At 65.7% G+C, this 20,253-nt stretch carries 13 protein-coding genes; 4 read left to right on the top strand and 9 right to left on the bottom strand.

Annotated features, from left to right (window positions below; genetic code table 11):
• Window positions 1-41 precede the first annotated feature (41 nt).
• Entirely contained in the window at window positions 42-1,526 is a 1,485-nt protein-coding gene (locus ACV7NN_RS15505) for a glycosyltransferase family 2 protein (RefSeq protein WP_463350454.1), read from the bottom strand.
• Between the two features lie 98 nt (window positions 1,527-1,624).
• Between ACV7NN_RS15505 and ACV7NN_RS15500 the strand changes: the two genes are divergently transcribed.
• Both ACV7NN_RS15500 and ACV7NN_RS15495 read left to right on the top strand, forming a co-directional pair.
• Window positions 1,625-4,834 (top strand): glycosyltransferase, encoded by a 3,210-nt coding sequence (locus ACV7NN_RS15500; RefSeq protein ID WP_463350453.1) that lies wholly within the window; start codon window positions 1,625-1,627, stop codon window positions 4,832-4,834.
• A complete protein-coding gene (locus ACV7NN_RS15495) occupies window positions 4,831-6,939 on the top strand; it encodes an acyltransferase family protein (protein ID WP_463350452.1) in 2,109 nt (702 codons plus the stop codon). The genes ACV7NN_RS15500 and ACV7NN_RS15495 overlap by 4 nt, the downstream gene beginning before the upstream one ends.
• Before the next feature lie 16 nt (window positions 6,940-6,955).
• On the opposite strand, the gene purH is transcribed toward ACV7NN_RS15495, so the two are convergent.
• From purH to sucC, 6 genes are all read right to left on the bottom strand, one after another.
• Complete coding sequence (gene purH / locus ACV7NN_RS15490) at window positions 6,956-8,536, bottom strand: bifunctional phosphoribosylaminoimidazolecarboxamide formyltransferase/IMP cyclohydrolase (RefSeq protein WP_463350451.1); 1,581 nt, start codon at window positions 8,534-8,536, stop codon at window positions 6,956-6,958.
• Window positions 8,533-9,126: a phosphoribosylglycinamide formyltransferase gene (gene purN, locus ACV7NN_RS15485; protein ID WP_463350450.1), complete on the bottom strand. Its 594-nt coding sequence runs from the start codon at window positions 9,124-9,126 to the stop codon at window positions 8,533-8,535. Before purN ends, purH begins: the two co-directional genes overlap by 4 nt.
• 42 nt (window positions 9,127-9,168) lie before the next feature.
• Window positions 9,169-10,422, bottom strand: coding sequence for a cell division protein PerM (locus ACV7NN_RS15480; protein ID WP_463350449.1), 1,254 nt, complete (start codon window positions 10,420-10,422; stop codon window positions 9,169-9,171).
• A 105-nt stretch (window positions 10,423-10,527) separates the two neighbouring features.
• Window positions 10,528-11,910, bottom strand: coding sequence for a hypothetical protein (locus ACV7NN_RS15475; RefSeq protein WP_463350448.1), 1,383 nt, complete (start codon window positions 11,908-11,910; stop codon window positions 10,528-10,530).
• A gap of 108 nt (window positions 11,911-12,018) precedes the next feature.
• Window positions 12,019-12,906, bottom strand: coding sequence for a succinate--CoA ligase subunit alpha (gene sucD / locus ACV7NN_RS15470; protein ID WP_463350447.1), 888 nt, complete (start codon window positions 12,904-12,906; stop codon window positions 12,019-12,021).
• A gap of 12 nt (window positions 12,907-12,918) precedes the next feature.
• A complete protein-coding gene (sucC, locus tag ACV7NN_RS15465) occupies window positions 12,919-14,082 on the bottom strand; it encodes an ADP-forming succinate--CoA ligase subunit beta (RefSeq protein ID WP_463350446.1) in 1,164 nt (387 codons plus the stop codon).
• 247 nt (window positions 14,083-14,329) lie between these two features.
• On the opposite strand from sucC, the gene ACV7NN_RS15460 reads away from it, so the two are divergent.
• Window positions 14,330-15,787 (top strand): hypothetical protein, encoded by a 1,458-nt coding sequence (locus ACV7NN_RS15460; RefSeq protein WP_463350445.1) that lies wholly within the window; start codon window positions 14,330-14,332, stop codon window positions 15,785-15,787.
• A 42-nt stretch (window positions 15,788-15,829) separates the two neighbouring features.
• On the top strand, window positions 15,830-16,627 hold the full coding sequence (locus ACV7NN_RS15455) for an oxygenase MpaB family protein (RefSeq protein WP_463350444.1): 798 nt from the start codon (window positions 15,830-15,832) through the stop codon (window positions 16,625-16,627).
• A 27-nt stretch (window positions 16,628-16,654) separates the two neighbouring features.
• Here the strand turns inward: ACV7NN_RS15455 and ACV7NN_RS15450 are convergent, their stop codons facing one another.
• Together ACV7NN_RS15450 and ACV7NN_RS15445 are read right to left on the bottom strand one after the other, a co-directional pair.
• Window positions 16,655-19,099 carry an ATP-dependent helicase gene (locus tag ACV7NN_RS15450; RefSeq protein WP_463350443.1) on the bottom strand — a complete coding sequence of 815 codons (2,445 nt, stop codon included), beginning with the start codon at window positions 19,097-19,099 and terminating at the stop codon, window positions 16,655-16,657.
• Between the two features lie 67 nt (window positions 19,100-19,166).
• A complete protein-coding gene (locus ACV7NN_RS15445; RefSeq protein ID WP_463350442.1) occupies window positions 19,167-20,198 on the bottom strand; it encodes a glycerophosphodiester phosphodiesterase family protein in 1,032 nt (343 codons plus the stop codon).
• Between the last annotated feature and the right edge of the window lie 55 nt (window positions 20,199-20,253).

Raw genomic sequence — 20,253 nt, 5'->3', positions numbered from 1 at the left:
GGTACGAGATCAAACCCTTCGTTCCAACGTGTGACGCGATCCTAGATCGAGGCGTTGCGGCGCTGGCGATCGAGGTAAAGCTCTACCGCAGTGAAATGGGACCATCGCTGTTCCAGACGAGCGATGAGAGCGGGATCGATATCGGCCCTGGTCGCAGCGAAAATCGCGTCGGGCAGGGCACTCGGATCCTGTGCGGGCGACGGCAACTGAGTTGGAGCGGTTCCGGAAAGCGAAGCGCGGCGAACGGGATCGCCGCGATGCGCGCCGCCCAGCTCGATCCACCAATCAGCGAACGTGAAGAGTTCGTGGGAGGCTACACGGCTTTCGCCGATCCCCATCTCCCGTGACCACGCGATCGATGTAGTCTCCAGAACCGAGACGCCCACCGTTCTGAGGTGACGGCGATTCGACTCGACAAGTCGCGCCCCGTGCAGACCATCGGCCACAACGATGCCTACATCGAAGATCTCGACCGGATCGGGAGTCGCGCTGACAATCCGCGCGACCGACGGATCGAGACCGAGCAGGACGGCGTCCTCCGGATCGGCGACGACTTGAACGGAAAACTGCTCGAGCAATGGCGGGACAAGGGTTTCACGGATGCGGATGAGCGCTTCCGCACGCGGACCCGTCTGCGGGATTGCTTCGCTTAGGCCACGAAGCTCAATCTCAACTTTGGGCGTTCCAGTTCGCGGAACGACGAGGTCGGCGAACCACTCGACTGCGGACACACAGAAGTAGTTGTAAAAACGCACTGCGCGACGATAGTACGGGTACTTGGAGTCGAGGAGCTTCTCGTGTGCGTCACGAAGCTCGTTTCGGCCAACGCTCACGAAGCTCTTCGATCCCTCGTGGAACACAAGAGCCGTATTTGCGATGACAGAAAGATAGCCGGCCTTATTAAGCCGCAGGCAATAGTCGTTCTCCTCGCCATATCCGGGCGCGAACTCCTGTGCGAACAACCCATATCGACGTATGAGTTCGCGCCGGGTGAGGAAACAGAATCCCATCGCCACGGGAGCGACCGTAAAGGGAGGCAACAGGGTGGCCACGGCGTCATACACGGCTTGCGTACGCTCGAAGGTTCGAGAGGCAGACGGGTCCGCGAGCCGGTACGGAATGCTGGCAATCGTCGCGCTATTGCTCCGGGCTGTCACTACACCATGGCGCTCATCCGCGTACAACACGGCCTCCATGGCGTCCACGAAGCCGTTGGTAGTCACGGTGTCGCTGTTGAGAAGCAGGATGTCGCGATCGCTGTCGTCGAGTTCGAGGGCCGCTCGGTTGCACGTACCGACGAACCCGAGATTTCTTGAATTCCGATGGTAAGCGAAACCATGCTCACCATCGATCGCCTCCAGGACTGCTCTCTCTATCGCATCCGCGTCAGGTCCGACATCGTTGACCAGCATGACGCTATGGCGCGAAAAATCGACTGTCGACTTCAGCGATTCGATGCACTCGAGAAGGGACGGTAGATCGCCGTAGATGGGTACCACCACGGTTACACCTGGGTTTGCGTTCACTGAGTTCTCCTCCAGGCAGACACGACAGTAGGACGCTCTGCCAGCGCCAATCGCCGCCCAAGCATATCCGAACCCCAAACTCCGGCTAATGTCGTTGCGTGCGCGTTCTCCTTCTCTGTCATAGCCCCGCCTACGAAGTACTCGGTGGCGCCGAGAAGTCTGCAATGGCGATCGCGTCTCGCTGGCGACAACTCGATCCGTCTGTCGAGATCGTATTCGTGCTCCCGGCAACCGACGGCTTGCTCGCTCCCGCGCTCACTGCGCGAGGTTTCATGGTTCGTGGAATCCCATCGTTCCCATGGGTGCTTCGTTCAGTTCCTACCGACGCAGAACGAATCCTCCGCTACCAGAAACAGAACGCAAGTGCCGTCGAGCGCCTCGTTGAATTGATCCAACGCGAGAAGTTCGATCTTGTCGTCACGAACTCGATCGTGAACCCGTGGGGAGCTGTTGCCTCGTCCATCGCAGGCCGCCCGCACGTGTGGCTTGTGAGGGAATACGGCGATCTTGATCACGGCCTCCAGTTCCAGTTCGGGGCAGAATCCACTTGGCGGGACATCGCCTCTCTATCCGATCTGGTCGTGGCGAATTCAGAAGCGATTCGCAATCACGTCCACTCCTTCGCGCCTAGCGCCAACACGATCGTGTCTTATCCACCCGTGGCCGTCCCGGAGGTGGATCCATCCCAGCTGGTCCCGGACCCGAATGCCGAACGGCTTTCGATCATCTGTGTCGGAACGATGTCCGAATCGAAAGGGCAGGCGACTGCTGTGGCCGCCGTGGCCCGGCTCGCAAGCAGCGATATCGACGTCAGTCTCACACTTGTCGGTGCTGACGCTCCGGCCGGCTACCGCGACGAGTTGAGTGCGCTGGCCATTCGGCTTGGTGTCGAGGACCGAGTTAGCATTCTCCCACCTAGCGATGACGTGCAGAACCTTATCCAGCAGGCTCACATTGCAGTTACTCCTTCCGTCATGGAGGCCTTCGGACGTGTGACGCTCGAATACATGCTTCTCGGCAAGCCAGTGGTGGGTGCGCGCTCGGGCGGAACTGCCGAACTCATCGATTCGGGCCGCTCCGGCTACCTTGTGACTCCGGGCAATGCCGATGACATGGCTGTAGCCATCGCGTCCTATGCCCATGATCGGGATCTCATTGCCCGGCACGGGACGACCAGTCGCGAGCGAGCGCTCGAATTCACTAGTGGTGACCGCACGGTTGACGCATTGATCGAACGATTGGTTGCCCTAGGGTCCAGCCGACGCGCCTCCGCGGCCACGCCCAGACTTGTGGCCGCCACTATGGGCGAGGCCGGACGAGCCCTCGATTGGGTCCGCGCGTCGAACGAGAAGCGGAAACAGACGTCCGAGTTTCGGATCGGGGCAAAGATCGTCGCGCCGGCCCGGAAGGCTCGTGCGATCGTGCGACGCGCGAAGCGAGGAGTTGCCCACGTGGCGTCGGCGCGCCCCGACAAGACGAATCGCTCATCGCTCGCGCGCCGCAGCTTCGATGCATCGAGTGCCGTTGCTCGCGGCGCGGCGAAGCAGAAGCGTGGACTGCGGACCGCGGTCAAAGACCAGGCCGTCGCACTCGCCCTCGTGCGCCGTGGCTTAGTCGACCGGGATTTCTACGGCACACTTGCCGGCAGACGATTCGCTACCGAACTGAGCGCGGCTCGCCACTTCCTTTCCACAGGCTTAGCTGCCGGTCTTGCACCTTCAATGAACTTCGAGCCTGCCTGGGCCGCCGCCGTCTCAGGAAAGCCCGTACCTGTTGTCGTTCGCTACGTAGCAGGGCACGGTGGAAGGGACCTCGGTACGGTCTGGACCGTACCGATGAGGGAGTCGTCCACCGAGTTGGTCCCGTCGACGTCGGTCGCCGCTGAAGCGCTCCTCGCCCCGCCCATCAACGGTGATTCCTTTACCGATCCGCGTCGGCTCTACGACCGTGTCGGACGCTTCGAGTCGGTAGAGCTCTCACGACAGCCGAGTAACGCAGTGACAAGCATCCACTGGAACGACGAGCTGGCCGCGTGCGCGCAGCGGTCCGACGAGCTGGTCTCAATCCTCATGCTCACCTACAACGACTGGCGCAGAACGGTCGTTGCCATTGATGCGATTCTCGCTGCCGAGACAAGTGTCCCGTTCGAAGTGATCCTGGTCGATAATGGGTCGAAACCCGAGGTACGGCGCATCTTGCGTGCGCTCTACGATGGCAATCCGGTGGTCGACGTCGCAGTCTCGCCAGTCAACCTAAACTTCGCGGGTGGGTGCAATTTGGCATTCACTCGGTCCCGAGGGTCTCGCATCGTCTTTCTTAACAACGACACAGAGGTCGAAGACGGATGGCTCGAGCCATTGATCGCGCCCCTCGCTGACCCGATGGTCGCCGGAACGCAACCTTTACTGATCTACGCCCGTGGAACAATCCAGACGGCGGGGACAGTGTTCGACGGCCCGACGGTGTTGCCGCGTCATTTCCTCACTGATCACGCAATCGAAGATGCTCTGGCGCTAGCACCGGAGACCTTGGACGGCTTCAACGCGGTCACTGCTGCCTGCCTTGCTCTTCGAGCCCGCGACTTTGCTCGTGTTCAAGGTTTCGATGAACTGTTTGCGAACGGAATGGAGGACGTTGACCTCTGTCTGCGTCTTGTCGAAGAGTTGCACAGCACGTTCCGGGTAGTCACAGGATCACGCGTGATGCACTACGAGAGCCTCACCGAGGGCCGTGGCGCACGCACGGTCGCCAATCGCGTTCGCTTCTGGCAACGCTGGGCCGGAGCGCTACCGCAATCTGACACATGGCGATACACCGAGCTGGGATTGGCGACAGTGTCTTTTGCGCCCCGTGGAACGAAACCTGGTGAAACTGGCCTCACTCACGGAACCGAAGCGTTGACGATCCGAGTACGAGAACCAAACCAGACGCGCCGTCGCGTGGCCGTCCGGCGCCCGTATCTGTCACTCACCGACGGACGCACCTCAGCCCGCGCAGCATTGGTCGAGGCGGTTGTAGAGGCAGTCGCCGAGAGCGATGCCCTGGTGATCGTCGACTCAGCATCGACCCGCTATCGCAGGTCACGCTCGTTGGACGACATTGTGGTGCACTTCGCTTTCGACGCCCAGCCTGATATCCAGCCTGGTGTGCGAAACATCGTGATCGCCGCTGGCGATGATATCGACGGCCAGTTTGCGCGTTTCGGCGATCTCGTCATCCGACTGCCCGAACCGACTACGGATGATTCAGGCCTCGTTTTCACTTTCGATGAGGTCGCACATCGCGAGCTCCTTGCTGCTATCTCGTGAGCGTAAGTACCTCGGCGCAGGAGGCACCTCAGACAGTACGCCGAACCGGACGGACCTTTCCCGAGATCCAGGCCCTGCGCGCGATCGCAGTCACCGGGGTCGTGGTGTACCACTTGTTCCCCGGCGTTCTCCGGGGCGGGTACGCGGGCGTCGATGTCTTCTTCGTCATCTCCGGTTTCCTGATCACTTCGCATCTGCTCCGGGAGCTCGACTCCACGGGGCGCATACGCTTCGGCGCCTTCTACGCCCGACGTGCGCGACGCCTCTTGCCGGCAACCTTCGTGGTGCTGGCGGTGACCGGCATTCTGACTCTCCTACTGCTCCCCCAACGCGACTGGGCGCAGGTCTTGCAGGAGATCGGCGCGTCCGCGGCATACGTGGAGAACTGGGTCCTCGCCGCGAATTCTGTCGACTATCTCGCCCAGAACATAGCCATCGCCAGCCCGACCCAGCACTTCTGGTCGCTCTCGGTCGAGGAGCAGTTCTACCTCATCTGGCCCCTGCTGCTGGTTCTGGGCTGGTGGATCGGATCGAGGGCGCTCAGAATGCGCACGCGATCGATCCTCACGGTTGCGCTCGGGATCGTGTTCGTCGGCTCCCTCGCTGCGAGCATCGGGCAGACCGCCTGGAACCCTGGCCCGGCATACTTCGCAACGCAGACGCGAGCCTGGGAGTTCGCGGTCGGCGGCATCCTCGCGCTCTTCGTCTCGCGATCCGGACGATTCCCTGCCGCGAGAGCGGCGCTCGCCTGGCTGGGGCTGGCAGCGATCGCCTTCACATTCGTCGTCTACACGGGCGCAACGCCCTTCCCCGGTGCGGCCGCTCTCGTCCCCGTCCTCGGCACAGCGGCTGTCATTGCGGCCGGCGAGTCGGCGACGGCCTGGGCACCGCGGCGACTGATGGAATTGCGACCCGTACAAGCAGTCGGCGATGTCTCCTACAGTCTGTATCTGTGGCATTGGCCGTTGGCCGTCTTCGCTACGGCACTGCTCGTCAGGCCGGGTGCCGGCGGACACGTGGCCGTCGCCATCCTCGCGTTCGTTCTTGCCGTCGCGACGAAGCGCTTCGTCGAGGATCCCGCACGGTCCGCCCGCTGGCTCACGGGGCGACGCCCGCGCTTCACCCTCGTGCTGACTGCAGCCGCAATGGCTGTGACCCTTGCCATCACGGGCGTCGGGGTAGCGCTTGTGACACAACGCATCCAGGGCGATCACAGCCATGCGCTCAAGCTCCTTGCCGCGGACGGTCGATGCCTCGGGGCCGGAGTCCTCGACAATCCATCCTGCCCGCCCGGGACGCTTCCGACGTCCCTCATTCCCGGAGTCGATGCAGCGCCTACGGACGACGTCAACTCGATCGACTGCTGGAGCAGGAACGGGGACGACACCCTCAAAGTCTGCTCCGAAGGCCCGACAACCGGCGCCGCCTTGAATGTCGCCCTCGTCGGAGACTCCCACAGCAACCAATACCTCGCCGCTCTCAAAGACCTCGCCCAGCGCAACCGCTGGCATTTCGACGTCTACGGGAAGACCGGATGCATCTGGACGAGCGCGACTCAGGTCCAGACTGTGGCCTGGGTGCAGAGTTGCGAGAGTTGGAAACAGAAACTCGAGCACCGACTTATGACGATTCCCCCGTATGACGTCATCATCACTAGCTACTCCGCCACATCGGACGTCCGGCCCGCCCCGGGCAAGACCCTCCAGCAGACCATCGTCGACGGTTTCATCGATGTCTGGAAGCCGATCACCGCTCGGGGCACCCGGCTCGTCGCGATCAAAGACAATCCACGGCCGCGCGTCGACTACCTCACGTGCATCTCAGACCATCCGTCGACGGCTTCCACTGCATGCGACAACAACGAGGACACTGCATTCCACTACTTCGACGGCCAGCCGAAGGCCGTGGCCCAGGTGCCCGGTGCTGCCCTCCTCGACCTCACCCGCTACTTCTGCCGTGATCGACTGTGCCCTGCTGTCATCGGCGACGTGATCGTCTACCGTGACCCGAATCACCTCACGTCCAGCTATACCCGGACTCTCGCGCCGTTTGTGCGCGAAGGTGTGCTTCAGGTCACTGGCTTGAAGGAGAAGCCTTCCTCGTAGGCGGCTCCCCTCCACCTCAGTGGAAGAAGTGCCGCTCCCCGGTGAAGTACATCGTCACGCCCGCCTCTTTCGCCGCTGCGATGACTTCTTCGTCGCGGATCGAACCCCCGGGCTGCACGATCGCGCTGACTCCGGCCTCGATCAGGATGGCGGGGCCGTCGGCGAACGGGAAGAACGCATCGGATGCGGCGACGGCTCCCGCAGCGCGGTCACCCGCGCGCGCCACGGCCAGGTTGCACGAGTCGACCCGGTTCACCTGTCCCATGCCGACGCCGACGGATGCGCCGCCGTGCGCGAGGAGGATCGCGTTCGACTTGACCGCGCGGCAGGCCTTCCAGGCGAACTCGAGGTCGGCGCGGGTCGCCGCGTCGGCTTCGGCGCCCGCTACGAGCTGCCAGCCCTCGGACGAGAACTCGTCGAAGCGATCCGAATCCTGGACCAGCACGCCGCCCGAGATCTGCCGGAACTCGGTCACCGACCGCGCATAGCCTTGGGGCAGCTTGAGCAGCCGCAGGTTCTTCTTCGTCTGCAGCAGTTCGAGCGCTTCCGCCTCGAAGTCGGGCGCGATCAGCACCTCGGTGAAGATGTCCTTCACGGCCTGCGCCATGGCCAGGCTCACGGTGCGGTTCGCGGCGATGACGCCGCCGTACGCGGACACCGGGTCGCACGCGTGGGCTTTGGCGTGCGCATCCGCCACATCCGCCCCGACCGCGATCCCGCAGGGATTGGCGTGCTTGATGATGGCGACGGCGGGCTCCGCGAAGTCGTAGGCGCTGCGCAGGGCCGCATCCGCGTCGACGTAGTTGTTGTACGACATCTCCTTGCCACCGAGCTGCGTGGCCTGGGCGATGCCGCGGCCGGCCGGGTCGACGTAGAGGGCTGCGGCCTGGTGGGAGTTCTCCCCGTAGCGCAGGGTCGTCTTCAGCTCGGCTTCGACCTCGAAACGCTCGTGCCAGTCGTCGGTCGACGGCGTCTCGCCCGAGAACCAGGCCGCGACGGCGGAATCGTAGGCAGCAGTGTGGGCGAACGCCTTGACCGCGAGTTCGCGACGCAGGCCGAAGGTCGTGCCGCCACTGGCGATCGCCTCGAGGATGCGCGGATAGTCGGCCGGCGACACGACGATGGCGACATTCGCGTGGTTCTTCGCCGATGCACGGACCATTGCGGGCCCCCCGATGTCGATCTGCTCGACGACGTCGTCGCCCGCGGCGCCGGAGGCGACCGTTTCGACGAACGGGTACAGGTTGGAGACGACGAGCTCGAACGGTTTGATGCCCAGGTCGGCCAGTTCGGCTTCGTGCGAGGCCAGACGGAGATCGGCGAGGAGCCCCGAATGGATGCCGGGGTGCAGCGTGCGCACCCTTCCGTCGAGGTGTTCGGGGAACCCGGTCACGCTTGCGACGTCGGTAACCGGATGGCCGGCCTCGCGGATACGGGTCGCTGTCGTGCCCGTCGCGACGATCTCGACGCCGGCTGCGACGAGCGAAGCGGCGAGTTCGAGGAGGCCGGTCTTGTCGCTGACCGAGACGAGTGCTCGACGCACCGGCACGAGGTCGCGTTCGCGGTACAGGCTCGGGTCGTGACGGGGTCCGCTCATGCTCGGGCAAGCTCCTTGAGGTCGATGTATCCGTTGGCGATATCGAGCACGGCCTGGACCAGCAGGCGGCGTTCGACGGGCTTGATTCGTTCGTGCAGGCTCGTCTCGGTGTCACCGGGCAGCACGGCGACGCGTTCCTGGCTGATGATCGGGCCCGCGTCGACACCGTTGTCGACGACGATCAGGCTCGCTCCGGTCTCGGTCGCACCGGCGGCGAGAGCATCGCGCACTCCGTGGGCGCCGGGGAACTCGGGAAGGAAAGCAGGATGCGTGTTGATCAGGCGCGGCGAGAGCGCAGCGACCACCCGCGGCGGCACAAGGCGCATGAACCCGGAGAGGATCACTAGGTCAGGTCCCCACTGCAGGATCTGCTCGAGCAGCGCATCCCCCCACTCCTCCCGGTTCTCGAACGACGAGAAAGGAACGGTGAACGACGGGATGCCGAACTCCTCGGCGAGTGCAAGACCCTCGGCGTCGCGGTCGGCACCGATGGCCACGACGCGCGCCGGGAATTCGGCGTCTTCTGACGCCTCAAGCAGTGCGCGCAGGTTCGACCCGCCGCCGGAGATCAGGACCACGAGCGAAAGCACGCTCCCAGCCTACCGGTCGCCGAAGACGGGCAGAGACGGCCTTCAGCGGCGTATCCGGCCGCCTGCGAGCATCCCGATGCCGGCGGCGACGGCGATCTCGGCGGCTGCCAGGAGGCCGACCATCCACGGGTCCGGGCCGACATCGTGGAGGCGTCCAGGACCCAGCGAGCCCGACGACCACCAGGTGAGCAGACCGAGCTCGACCCCCGCGACGACCCCGACGCCGAGCGCCGTGAGGACGACCCAGCCCGGGCCGTGGACCGCAGCCGACCGGTTCACGTGGGAGCGGAGCAGGATCGCGGCCAGGAAGCCGGCCAGGAGCGGCACGAGCAGCCCCACGAATCCGAGAGCGAGACCGCCGGTGGGCAGCACCCCGAACAGCGGAACGGCCGGGATGGGCCCCAGCTGGGTGGCGACGGGTCCGACGGAGGAGCCGGTGCCGATCGCGAAACCAGGCCCGATCAGCCAGGCTGCGGTCCAGATGACGAAGTTGGGTATGAACGCCGCCTGTGCCACCGTCAGCGCAGCACCGCCGAGCGCACCGCTCTGCAGGCGCTCGTAGAGGCCGACCACGGCGCCGAAGTCGACCACGACGAGGACGGTGAGCACGAGCGCTGCGCCCGCGATCACGAGAGCGGCGGCGGCGGTTCCACCGCGGGCCGCGGCTGCAGCACCGGAGCGCAATGCGGGAGGCAGTGCATCCACGCGCATCCGGAGCGCGGATGCGACGCGGCCGGCGCGCGGAACCGGTGCGGTCTCGGAGAGTGCCGCACGACGGATCCGCTCGCGCCGGGCCTGCCCTGCACCGATCCCGATCGCGATCCCCACCCCGAAGACGAAGGGCGGCAGCAGGATCCCCTGCAACGGCGACGGGTGGACGAGCACGCTCGAGGACGTCAGCGTCACGATGGCCGAGAGGCCTGCGAACACGACGAGCGCCGTGACGATACCGGTCGCCCGGTACGCGGTCTCGGATGCGCGGAGCCCCGTGCGGACTCCGAACGCTGCGGTGAACAGCGCGAAGCCGAGGGCGGCGATCGTGATCTGGAACGGCACGGCGGCCCCGGGCAGGCCGAGCGTCGCCGCAGTCACCGGATCGAGGGCGATCGTGAGGTTCACACCGTGTCCGACCAGCCAGATATCGCCGGCCGCCCGCCAGAAGATGAACCAGTCGACAGCGAGGTGGTACTGCGCGGCCCAGAGGATCGTGAGCGGAACCAGGGCGATGCCGAGGCCGACCGCTGCGACGATGACTGCCTCGAGGGCTGCGAGCAGGGCGACGGTTGTGCGATTCATCTCCGCTGGAGCCTACCCGCGCTCGGGCGGCGCGCCCGGCAGACACTTCGCACGGTCGGCGACCTCGAGGATCGCGCGACCTGAGAGCCGGTCGTCAGCCGGCCGTCAGCCGGTGATCACGACCGGAGTGTCCTCATCCGCATCCTTCGGCACGGTCGCCACCGGACGCTGCACGAGTTCCAGGATCCCGATGACCACAACAGCGATGACCAGCGTCCAGATCGTCAGCGAGGGGGTGATGGGTCTCACGAAGAGCACGATCGCCGAAGCGATCACGGCGATGATGACCCGCAGGAGCACGCGCTGTGCATAGATCCACTCCCCCACGCGTCCGGTGGTGATCCCGTGCTCTTCTGCCACCGTCCGAAGCCGGGTCGCGCCGGCCTCATAGAACCCGCGGAGCCTGCGCGGCACCTCGAAGGGGCCGGCGAACCACGCGACGATCGCAACCACGATCGCGAGGACGAGTACGGCGACGGTGGTCTCCTGCATGGCGGCCACGACGGTGTCGAACAGGGTGCGGGCCACATTCGACGGCAGTAGCGCTGGAGATGCGGAGGCGATGAACACGATCCGGCCGATCGCGAACCCTGTGGCCGTGATGATCATCGAGAGCGCCAGCGCGATGGCCGCCCAGACCAGCGCGACCGCGCGTCGGCGCGCGACGAGCACGCCTGCAGCGAGGAAGAGGATGGCGACCCACGGCAACCACGCGCCGGCGACAAGTGCGACGTTGTAGGCCAGCTGAATGGTGGGGATCGCGTCGGACTGGGCGACCGTGATCGTCCGGTCGATGGTCGGGATCTGCGAGGCGAACGTGATGCCCTTGGCGACGAGAGTGGACTTGACCTGTTCCATGATCGGTGCGAGCTGGATGCCGATCGAGCCGTCGGAGCCGATCGCGATCGCTGCCTTCGGATCGTTCTGCATCGTCGCGACGAGCTGCGAATGGCTGAGCTTCAGTGCTGCTTTCCAGACGTCGGCGAACGCGTTCGAGGTCACGAAATTGTTGACCGCGGTGTGGATGAGCGACTGGATTCCCTGCGCTGCCGGCCCCTTCAACGCTTCGAGCGCCTTCGTCGCCGCGGGTCCCGTGCCCAGCGAGGTGATCCCGTCGATGACGTCGCTGGTCAACTGCTTGACATCGACCTGCTGGTTGATGACATCGACGACCTGATTCGTGATGTAGGCCTGGACGGCCGGATCCTTCGCCAATGGTGCGTAGGTCGCGACGAAGCTGTCGGTATCGGTGAGTTCGACTTTCGCCCACGAAGCGACGACTGCAACCGGCGCGAGGATCGCTCCGATCAGGATGAGCACGGTCGCCAGGACCGTCCAGCCCCATCCGCGGCCTTTCTTGGTCGGCGTCACCGGCAGCGGTTCGAGCGGGACTGTGGCCGTTCCGTCTTCGCGCATCCGGAGCGCTGCGTTCTCGGCCTCGAGTTCGCCGATGCGCTTCAGCAGGTCTGCGTTGGTCTGTCGAGCCATGTCGATACCCCTTCACCCCGGTGATGCTCACTGTAGCGCTGGGTTGCGCTCCACGGCACGAAAAAGGGCCCGGCGGATCTCCACCGGGCCCTCGTTCGTATCGAAGCGTCAGAGCGCTGCGTACACCTCGCGGAGGAGCGCTGCCGTCTCGCTCGGAGTCTTGCCGACCTTGACGCCGGCGGCCTCGAGGGCCTCCTTCTTCGCCTGCGCGGTGCCCGCGGAGCCGGAGACGATCGCGCCGGCGTGGCCCATCGTCTTGCCCTCGGGGGCGGTGAAGCCGGCGACGTAGCCGACGACCGGCTTCGTCACGTTCGCCTTGATGAAGTCGGCTGCCCGCTCCTCAGCGTCGCCACCGATCTCGCCGATCATGACGATCGCCTTGGTCTCGGGGTCGGCCTCGAACGCGGCGAGCGCGTCGATGTGCGTGGTGCCGATGATCGGGTCGCCGCCGATGCCGATCGCGCTCGAGAACCCGAGGTCGCGAAGCTCGTACATCATCTGGTAGGTCAGGGTGCCCGACTTCGACACGAGGCCGATCGGGCCCTTGCCGGTGATGTTCGCCGGGGTGATGCCGACGAGCGATTCTCCGGGGGTGATGATGCCGGGGCAGTTCGGGCCGATGATGCGGGTCTTGTTGCCCTTGACCTTCGCGTAGGCCCAGAACTCCGCCGAGTCCTGCACCGGGATGCCCTCGGTGATGACCACGACGAGCGGGATCTCGGCGTCGATGGCCTCGACGACTGCGTCCTTCGCGAACGCCGGCGGAACGAAGACGATCGAGACGTCGGCGCCGGTCTTCTCGATGGCCTCGACGACGGTGCCGAATACGGGGAGCTCGATGTCGCCGTGGGCGACGGTGGTGCCGGCCTTGCGGGCGTTGACACCACCGACGACCTGGGTGCCGGCCTTCAGCATGAGGGCTGTGTGCTTGGTGCCCTCACCGCCGGTGATGCCCTGGACGATGACCTTGGAATCCTTGTTGAGGAAGATTGACATTCTCTTCGTCCTTTACTTTGAAGCCAGTTCGGCGGCCATGTCGGCGCCTTCGTCCATGGTGAGCGCGAGGGTGACCAGCGGGTGGGCCGCCTCGGTGAGGATGCGGCGGCCCTCATCGACGTTGTTGCCGTCGAGGCGCACGACGAGCGGCTTGTTCGCCTCGTCGCCGAGGATCTCGAGCGCCTTGACGATGCCGTTCGCGACCGCGTCGCAGGCGGTGATGCCGCCGAAGACGTTCACGAACACGCTTTTGACCTGCGGGTCGTTGAGGATGACGTCGAGACCGGCAGCCATGACCTCTGCAGATGCGCCACCTCCGATGTCGAGGAAGTTGGCGGGTTTCACGCCGCCGTGGTTCTCACCGGCGTAGGCGACGACGTCGAGCGTGCTCATCACGAGTCCTGCTCCGTTGCCGATGATGCCGACCTCGCCGTCGAGCTTCACGTAGTTCAGGTCGCTGGCTTTGGCCTTCGCCTCCAGCGGGTCGGCGGCCGCCTTGTCCTCGAGTGCACCGTGATAGAGGTGACGGAACCCGGCGTTCTCGTCGAGCGTGACCTTGCCGTCGAGGGCGATGATGTCGCCCTCCTCGGTCAGGACGAGCGGGTTGACCTCGACGAGAGTGGCATCTTCGCCCTTGTACACGTCGTAGAGCTTGACGAAGACATCGGCCACCTTCTCGACGAGCTCGTCAGGGAAGCCTGCGGCGGTCGCGATGGCGACAGCCTTGTCGTGGTCGATGCCGACGATCGGGTCGACCTCGATGCGAGCGAGAGCCTCCGGCTTCTCGACCGCGAGCTGCTCGATCTCCATGCCGCCCTCGACGCTGGTCAGCGACAGGTAGGAGCGGTTCGCGCGGTCGAGGAGCACCGAGAAGTAGAACTCCTGGGCGATGCGTGCGCCGCCGGCGACCATCACGCGGCGGACCACGTGGCCCTTGATGTCGAGACCGAGGATCGCCTTCGCGGCCGCCTCCGCCTCATCCGGGTTCTTGGCGACCTTCACACCGCCGGCCTTGCCGCGGCCTCCGACCTTGACCTGGGCTTTGACGACCACCACACCACCGAGCTTCTCGGCTGCTGCGCGCACCTCCTCCGGAGTATCCGCGACGATGCCCGGAAGAACCGGAACCCCGTACTGTTCGAACAGGTCTCTGGCCTGGTACTCGTAAAGATCCACGGTTATCCAATCCGCTGGTGCCGGCGCGCGCTCGTGGCGCCATCATTGTCCGTATTTTCGGCGAACTCCGGCCGAGATAGCTCGACGCCGAGACAAATTCGCCACTGAGAACTCTATCCTCTCCGACTGGACCCTCGCGCACCGCCTGTGGAAGCCCTCTCCTCCACAACATGGCATGTCCTCGCCGCTGTCCACATTTGTCGTGCGGACGTCGCCGGGCGCTGCCCGGTCAGCAGACGCTGGGGGCATGTCCAAACGAATCTCACTCCTCGCCACCGCTTTTGCGGTGATCGGCTTCCTGTTGTTCTCACTCGCAGTCAGCTCCCTGAGCGCCAGGGCACTGTCAGCGACCGGAGACGCTGTGGGCTATTGGTCGTCCGACCACTACTGGCTCGGCTCCTACCAGCTCGACGACGGCACCCGCGGCTTCTGTCTCGAAGCGGGCAAGACCTGGCCCGTCGGGCACGACACCGAACTCGTCGACGGCGCAACACTCGGCTGGTTCAGTCCCGCCGACGCCGCGCGACTCGCATACATCTCACGCACCTGGGCGACCTCCGACGACCGCGTCACGGCCGCCGGCGGACAGCTGGCGACCTGGATCATCGCCGGTCTCGGCGGTCACACACAGGAGGAACTCGCCTCCCGCGCCGGAGCCGACGGAGACGCGGTGCTCGCCCGGGCACGGGCGATGGTCGGCGAGGCGACACGCGAAGCCACCTCGGCGGTTACCGCCAGCGCGGTACTAGAACTCGCAGACTCCGGCCCGGGAAGACTCCGGGTCGAGCTGACGACCGAGAAGCTCGATGGCACCCGTCCGAACGTTCCCGGCGGACAGCACCGTGGAACCATCGAGCTCACCGGCGCCGCCTTCGCCGACGGATCGACCTCGGCAGAGCTCCCGAACGGCACCGATCTCGAAATCTTCCCGGACTCGGCGGAGCCGACCGTCGAAGTGACGGCCAACGCAGAGTTCACGGATCTCCCGTTCGGTGACAGGCTCCTCGTCGGCAGATCCGGCGACGACGTGCAGGCTCTCCTGATCTCCACCCCGGCGTCGGCCACGGCATCGGCGACGGCCTCGAGCGTCGGTGTCTCACCCCGCCCCATGCAACCGGTGGTCAGCACGCGCACCAGCGATCCGATTGCTGAGCCGGGCGCTCGGATCAGTGATCTTCTCGAGGTGGACGTTCTCCAGGGCGATGGCCTGCTTCCGACGTGGGGGGTCTTCGATGACGGCAACGGGATGTCTCCGATCGTCGTGACGGTGGAGAGCTCGCTCCTCGGCCCGTTCGACGCTCCCATCGAGCAATCGCCCGACATCCCCGCTGGCGCTCCGGTCCTCTGCACCGTCTCCACGCAGGTGTCCGGTCCCGGGGAGTACCGGACACCCGAGTGCACGCTCGAAAAGGCGGGTCACTATGTCTGGGTCGAACGCATCGACCCAGGATCGCTGCCTGCCGAACACGGCGGTTCCCGTATCCGGCCCTGGCAATCGGCCTTCGGTGTCGCCTCCGAGGCGACCACCGTCGAGAGCCCCGCGGTGGCTCCCGCCGTGGCTCCCGCCGTGCTCGCGGACACGGGGAGCCGGACCGACATCGCCGCCCCTCTGGTAGCCGTGTTGACGATAGCGCTCGGCCTCGACCTCGTCGCGCTCAGCGTTGTTCGGAGACGTCGCCGGTCGGCTCGCAGCATCCTCGGATGATTCCGCTGGCATGATTGACCGCACCAGCGGAGGAGGTGTGCGATGGTCAGGCCGCTCGGAGCCCGCGATGTCGGCGCAGAAGCAGTGCTCGTCGCCGGTGGCGGGCGAGCGATCCTGCTCCAGATCGCTCATCCCGCAGTCGGTCGCGGTGTGGTCGACCACAGCGACTTCGCGTCGGATCCGCTTCGTCGCCTGCGCGCAACACTCACGTTCGCATACGCCGCGGTCTACGGCTCATCCGACGAGCTCGCGGCCGTCCAGCGTGCGGTCAATCATGCCCACGTCCCGGTGCGCTCCGCCGAGGCCTCGCCCGATGGACCCGCCTACAACGCTTTCGATCCGCAGCTCCAGCTCTGGGTCGCGGCAACGTTGTACGACTCAGCGGTCACCGTCTACGAACACATCTTCGGTCCACTCGATGCCGCATCCGCCGATCGCATCTACCGCGAGTACTCCGTACTCGGCACGGCGCTCCAAGTTCCGCCCGAGTTGTGGCCGGCCGACCGTCGAGCGTTCGCTGCGTACTGGGACGCCACCCTCCCCACCCTTGCCGTCACTCCGGCGACACGGGCCGTTGCCTACCAGCTTCTTCACTCCCGCACCCTTCCGCTCTGGCTGCGATCAGTGATGCCGGTGGCCCGGCTCGTGACGGCGGGCCTGCTGCCGACGCAATTGCGCGTCGATTTCGGGCTGCCCTGGAACGAACACCGGCAACGGTGGTTCGAATTCGTCATGCGGCTGACTGCCCTCGTCTATCCGTACCTGCCCGGCTGGCTCCGTCATCGCCCGCGCAACGTCCTGCTCGGGCGACTCCGGCGCTCCATCCAGGCTGCAAGCTGAAAGCAGAAGGCTCGCTCGAGCGATCCGTCAGAGCTTCTCGATCGGCGCGATCTTGATGAGGAGCTTCTTGGTGCCGGCCTTCTCGAACTGGACGTGCGCGACTCGCTTCGTCCCCTCGCCGGTCACCGCCGTGACCCGGCCATCGCCGAAGTCGGTGTGGCGGATGCGGTCCCCGGCGGCCAGTTCGAGGTCGCCGTTGTCGCGAACCGTCGCCGTGATCCGGTTGGGCCACTCGGCCTTCGGGCGCTCCAGCGCCGGCGACGAGAAGTTCCGCTGCCCGGTCTCCTCGCTCCACCGCGAACCCGGGCGACGGGCGTTCAGTGCGCGCGGCTGCGTGCCACCACGGCTCGTCGCGCTACCCGGCGACTGCTTCCAATCGATGAGGTCGGCCGGGATCTCCTGGAGATACCGGCTCGGCATCGCGACCGCCGTCTCACCGAACTGCGCGCGGGTCATGGCCAGCGAGAGGAAGAGCCGCTTCTTCGCACGGGTGATTCCGACATAGAAGAGCCTGCGCTCCTCGGCGGGCCCGCCCGGTTCGCCGGCGGACATGCGGTGAGGGAGTAGATCCTCCTCGACTCCGGTCAAGAAGACGGCGTCGTACTCGAGCCCCTTCGCGGTGTGCAGCGTCATCAGTGAGACGGTGCCACTCGAGTCGTCGATCTCGTCGGCCGCCGCGACCAGAGAGACCTCGGTGAGGAAGTCGATCAGGCCACCGTCGGGATTGTTGCGCGCGAACTCCCTGGTCACGGCAACGAGCTCCTCGACGTTCTCGGCGCGCGCTTCGTCCTGCGGATCGCGACTCGATCGCAGGGACTCGAGATAGCCGCTCTGGTCGAGCAGGAACGTCAGCACGTCTGCCACCGGCGAAGCCCCGGCCGGGGTGTTCGGGTCGGCCTTCGCCGCGGCCTCGTCAAGAAGCGCAGACAGCTGCAGGATCGCGTTGGTCACTTTGGGCCCGAGCCCGAGCGACGCAGCATCGCGCATCGCGTCACGGAAGGTGATGCCGTTGTCGCCCGCATAGCTGGCGAGCTGTGTCTCGGTCGCCGGCCCGATGCCCCGCTTCGGCGTGTTCAGGATGCGGCGCAGGGCGAGCATGTCGTCGGGGTTCGCGACGGCGATCAGGTAGGCCATCGAGTCCTTGATCTCAGCCCGCTCGTAGAACTTCGTGCCGCCCATGATCCGGTACGGCAGCGCCGACCGGATGAAGATCTCTTCCAGCGCACGGGTCTGGGCGTTCGTGCGGTAGAACACCGCGATGTCGCGATAGTCCATGCCGTTGGAATGGAGCTTCTCGATCTCGTCGGCGACGAACTGGGCCTCGTCGTGCCCCGAGTATCCGGTGAACCCGATGATCTTCTCGCCGTCTCCGACCGCGGTCCACAGCTTCTTGTCCTTGCGGTCGAAGTTGTTCGCGATGACCGCGTTGGCCGCGCTGAGGATGTTCTGGGTCGACCGGTAGTTCTGTTCGAGGAGCACCACCTTCGCTCCCGGGAAATCCCGTTCGAACTCGACGATGTTGCGGATGTCCGCCCCGCGGAAAGCGTAGATGGACTGGTCGGAGTCGCCGACCACGGTCAGCGAGGCGCCCGGGATGACGCCCACCGCATCCTGCAGCGCCTTCACGTGGAGTCCCTGCTGCTCGAGGTCGTCGGCGATCGCGGGCGCGATCGGCATCGCGAGCTCGCGGATCAGCGAGTACTGGGCGTGGTTCGTGTCCTGGTACTCGTCGACGAGGATGTGGCGGAAACGCCGCTGGTAGAGCGCGGCCACCCGGGGGAACGCGCGGAAAAGGAAGACGGTCTCGCTGATGAGATCGTCGAAGTCGAAGGCGTTCGCCGAACGGAGGGCGCGTGTGTACTGACGGAAGATCTCGAGGAACATCACCTCGGTCGGATCGCTGAGGTTCGCAGAACGCGCATAGCTCTCGATGTCGGAGAGCTCGTTCTTCAGTTTCGAGATCTTGTTCGCGACACCGGCGACCGTGAAACCGAGCGTGTCGGCCTCGAGCTCTTTGACGATGCGCTTCAGGAGTGCGCGGGTGTCGCCGGAGTCGTAGATGGTGAAGCTCGCCGTCTTGCCGATGGCCTCGGCCTCGCGGCGGAGGATGCGCACGCACGCCGAGTGGAAGGTCGAGATCCACATCCCGTCTGCACTGCCGCCCAGCAACGCCTGCACGCGCTCCCGCATCTCAGTGGCGGCCTTGTTCGTGAAGGTGATCGCGAGGATCTGGCTCGGCCACGCCTCGCGACGGTCGATGAGGCTCGCGATGCGGCGTGTGAGCACACTCGTCTTGCCCGAGCCGGCACCGGCGACGATCAGCAGTGCCGACCCGCGGTACTCGACGGCGATGCGCTGCTGCGGGTTCAGACCAGCGAGAAGCGCGTCATCCGCCGTCGGCCCGGAGTGCCCGTCGAGGATGATGGGGGCTGCGGATGGGGCGGAAGGGTCCGAATCGAAAAGGCTCGTCATGTCTTCAACGATTTTAGTCGCCACCGCTGTCATCGGCGTCCGCGCGCTGGCGGGTCAGGGCGAGGACTCAGCGGCCGTCCCTGACCGCCACCGCGAGGTCGGGCTGGTCGGCGAAGACGCCGTCGACTCCCGAGTGCACGATGAGCGAGAACTCCGTTCGCCAGTCGCCCCAGGCCGAGTCCGACTCACCCCGTCGGAAGGCCTCAGGAAGGAAGTGGTTCTCCGGCCGGAGGGTCCAGCAGAAGACGCGGAGGCCGGCGGCGTGCGCCACGTCCACGAGTTCGGAGGTCGGGTCGCCGTCCTCGTCCACCAGCTCCGGGGTGAGCACCCGCGAGAGGTCGACGCTCACGCCCTCGACACGGTTCGCGGCCTCCGCGGCGCCGAGCCCGTACAGTCCGACGGCCGTGACGTCCTGGTCGTAGCCGACGGCGTCGGACCCCTGGGAGGCGACGCGGTCGGCTGGCGCCCCGGAGGACTCGACGAGGTAGAACCGGCGGCCGCGATATCCGCGGTGGTAGAGCTTCGAGAGCACCGTCTTCTCGAAGCTCTCGACGATCAACTCCGGATTGTCGCCCCAGCCCGTCTCCGACAGCTCGGCATCCAGAAGCTCGTCGAGCGGCAGACCGACCGATTCGAAGTAGGTGGCGTGCTTCACCTCGGCCACGATGCCGAGCAGCCGGGCGGCATCGTCGGATGCGCGGTCGATGATGTCGATGAGGTCGCGGAACCGCAGAAGCGGGTAGCGGCCGTCGAAGCTGGCGCTCGTCTGCCGCAGAAACGGCACCCGTTCCCTCGCGCGGAGCGTGGACAGCTCGGCCCACGTGAAGTCCTCGGTGAACCAGCCCGTCCGTGCGACCCCGTCGATCTCCTTCGTCGCGCGGCGGGCGGAGAACTCGGGATGCGACGCCACGTCGGTCGTCTCCGAGATGTCGTTCTCGTGGCGCAGCACAAGGACGCCGTCGCGCGTGGCGACGAGATCGGGCTCGACCGCATCCGCCCCCAGGGCGAACGCGAGCTCGTAGGCCGCCCTCGTGTGCTCCGGACGATAGCCCGACGCACCCCTGTGCCCGACGACGAGCGGAGATGAATGCGCGAGCATGGACAGATAATAGCTGCGGTATCCAGCGCTTCACCTGCTCATCCGAGTGCCAGAA

This window comes from Leifsonia sp. Ger2509 (assembly GCF_055231915.1).
The sequence above is the reverse complement of the archived record's forward strand: the minus strand, read 5'-3'. Positions and strand labels throughout refer to the sequence as shown.

What these genes read in the sequence shown, in the direction of transcription:
- purH (WP_463350451.1), bottom strand. Translation starts at nt 8,536, where the DNA reads ATGAGCGGACCCCGTCACGACCCGAGCCTGTACCGCGAACGCGACCTC.
- ACV7NN_RS15480 (WP_463350449.1), bottom strand. Translation starts at nt 10,422, where the DNA reads ATGAATCGCACAACCGTCGCCCTGCTCGCAGCCCTCGAGGCAGTCATC.
- ACV7NN_RS15475 (WP_463350448.1), bottom strand. Translation starts at nt 11,910, where the DNA reads ATGGCTCGACAGACCAACGCAGACCTGCTGAAGCGCATCGGCGAACTC.
- sucD (WP_463350447.1), bottom strand. Translation starts at nt 12,906, where the DNA reads ATGTCAATCTTCCTCAACAAGGATTCCAAGGTCATCGTCCAGGGCATC.
- ACV7NN_RS15460 (WP_463350445.1), top strand. Translation starts at nt 14,330, where the DNA reads ATGTCCAAACGAATCTCACTCCTCGCCACCGCTTTTGCGGTGATCGGC.
- ACV7NN_RS15455 (WP_463350444.1), top strand. Translation starts at nt 15,830, where the DNA reads ATGGTCAGGCCGCTCGGAGCCCGCGATGTCGGCGCAGAAGCAGTGCTC.
- ACV7NN_RS15450 (WP_463350443.1), bottom strand. Translation starts at nt 19,099, where the DNA reads ATGACGAGCCTTTTCGATTCGGACCCTTCCGCCCCATCCGCAGCCCCC.
- ACV7NN_RS15445 (WP_463350442.1), bottom strand. Translation starts at nt 20,198, where the DNA reads ATGCTCGCGCATTCATCTCCGCTCGTCGTCGGGCACAGGGGTGCGTCG.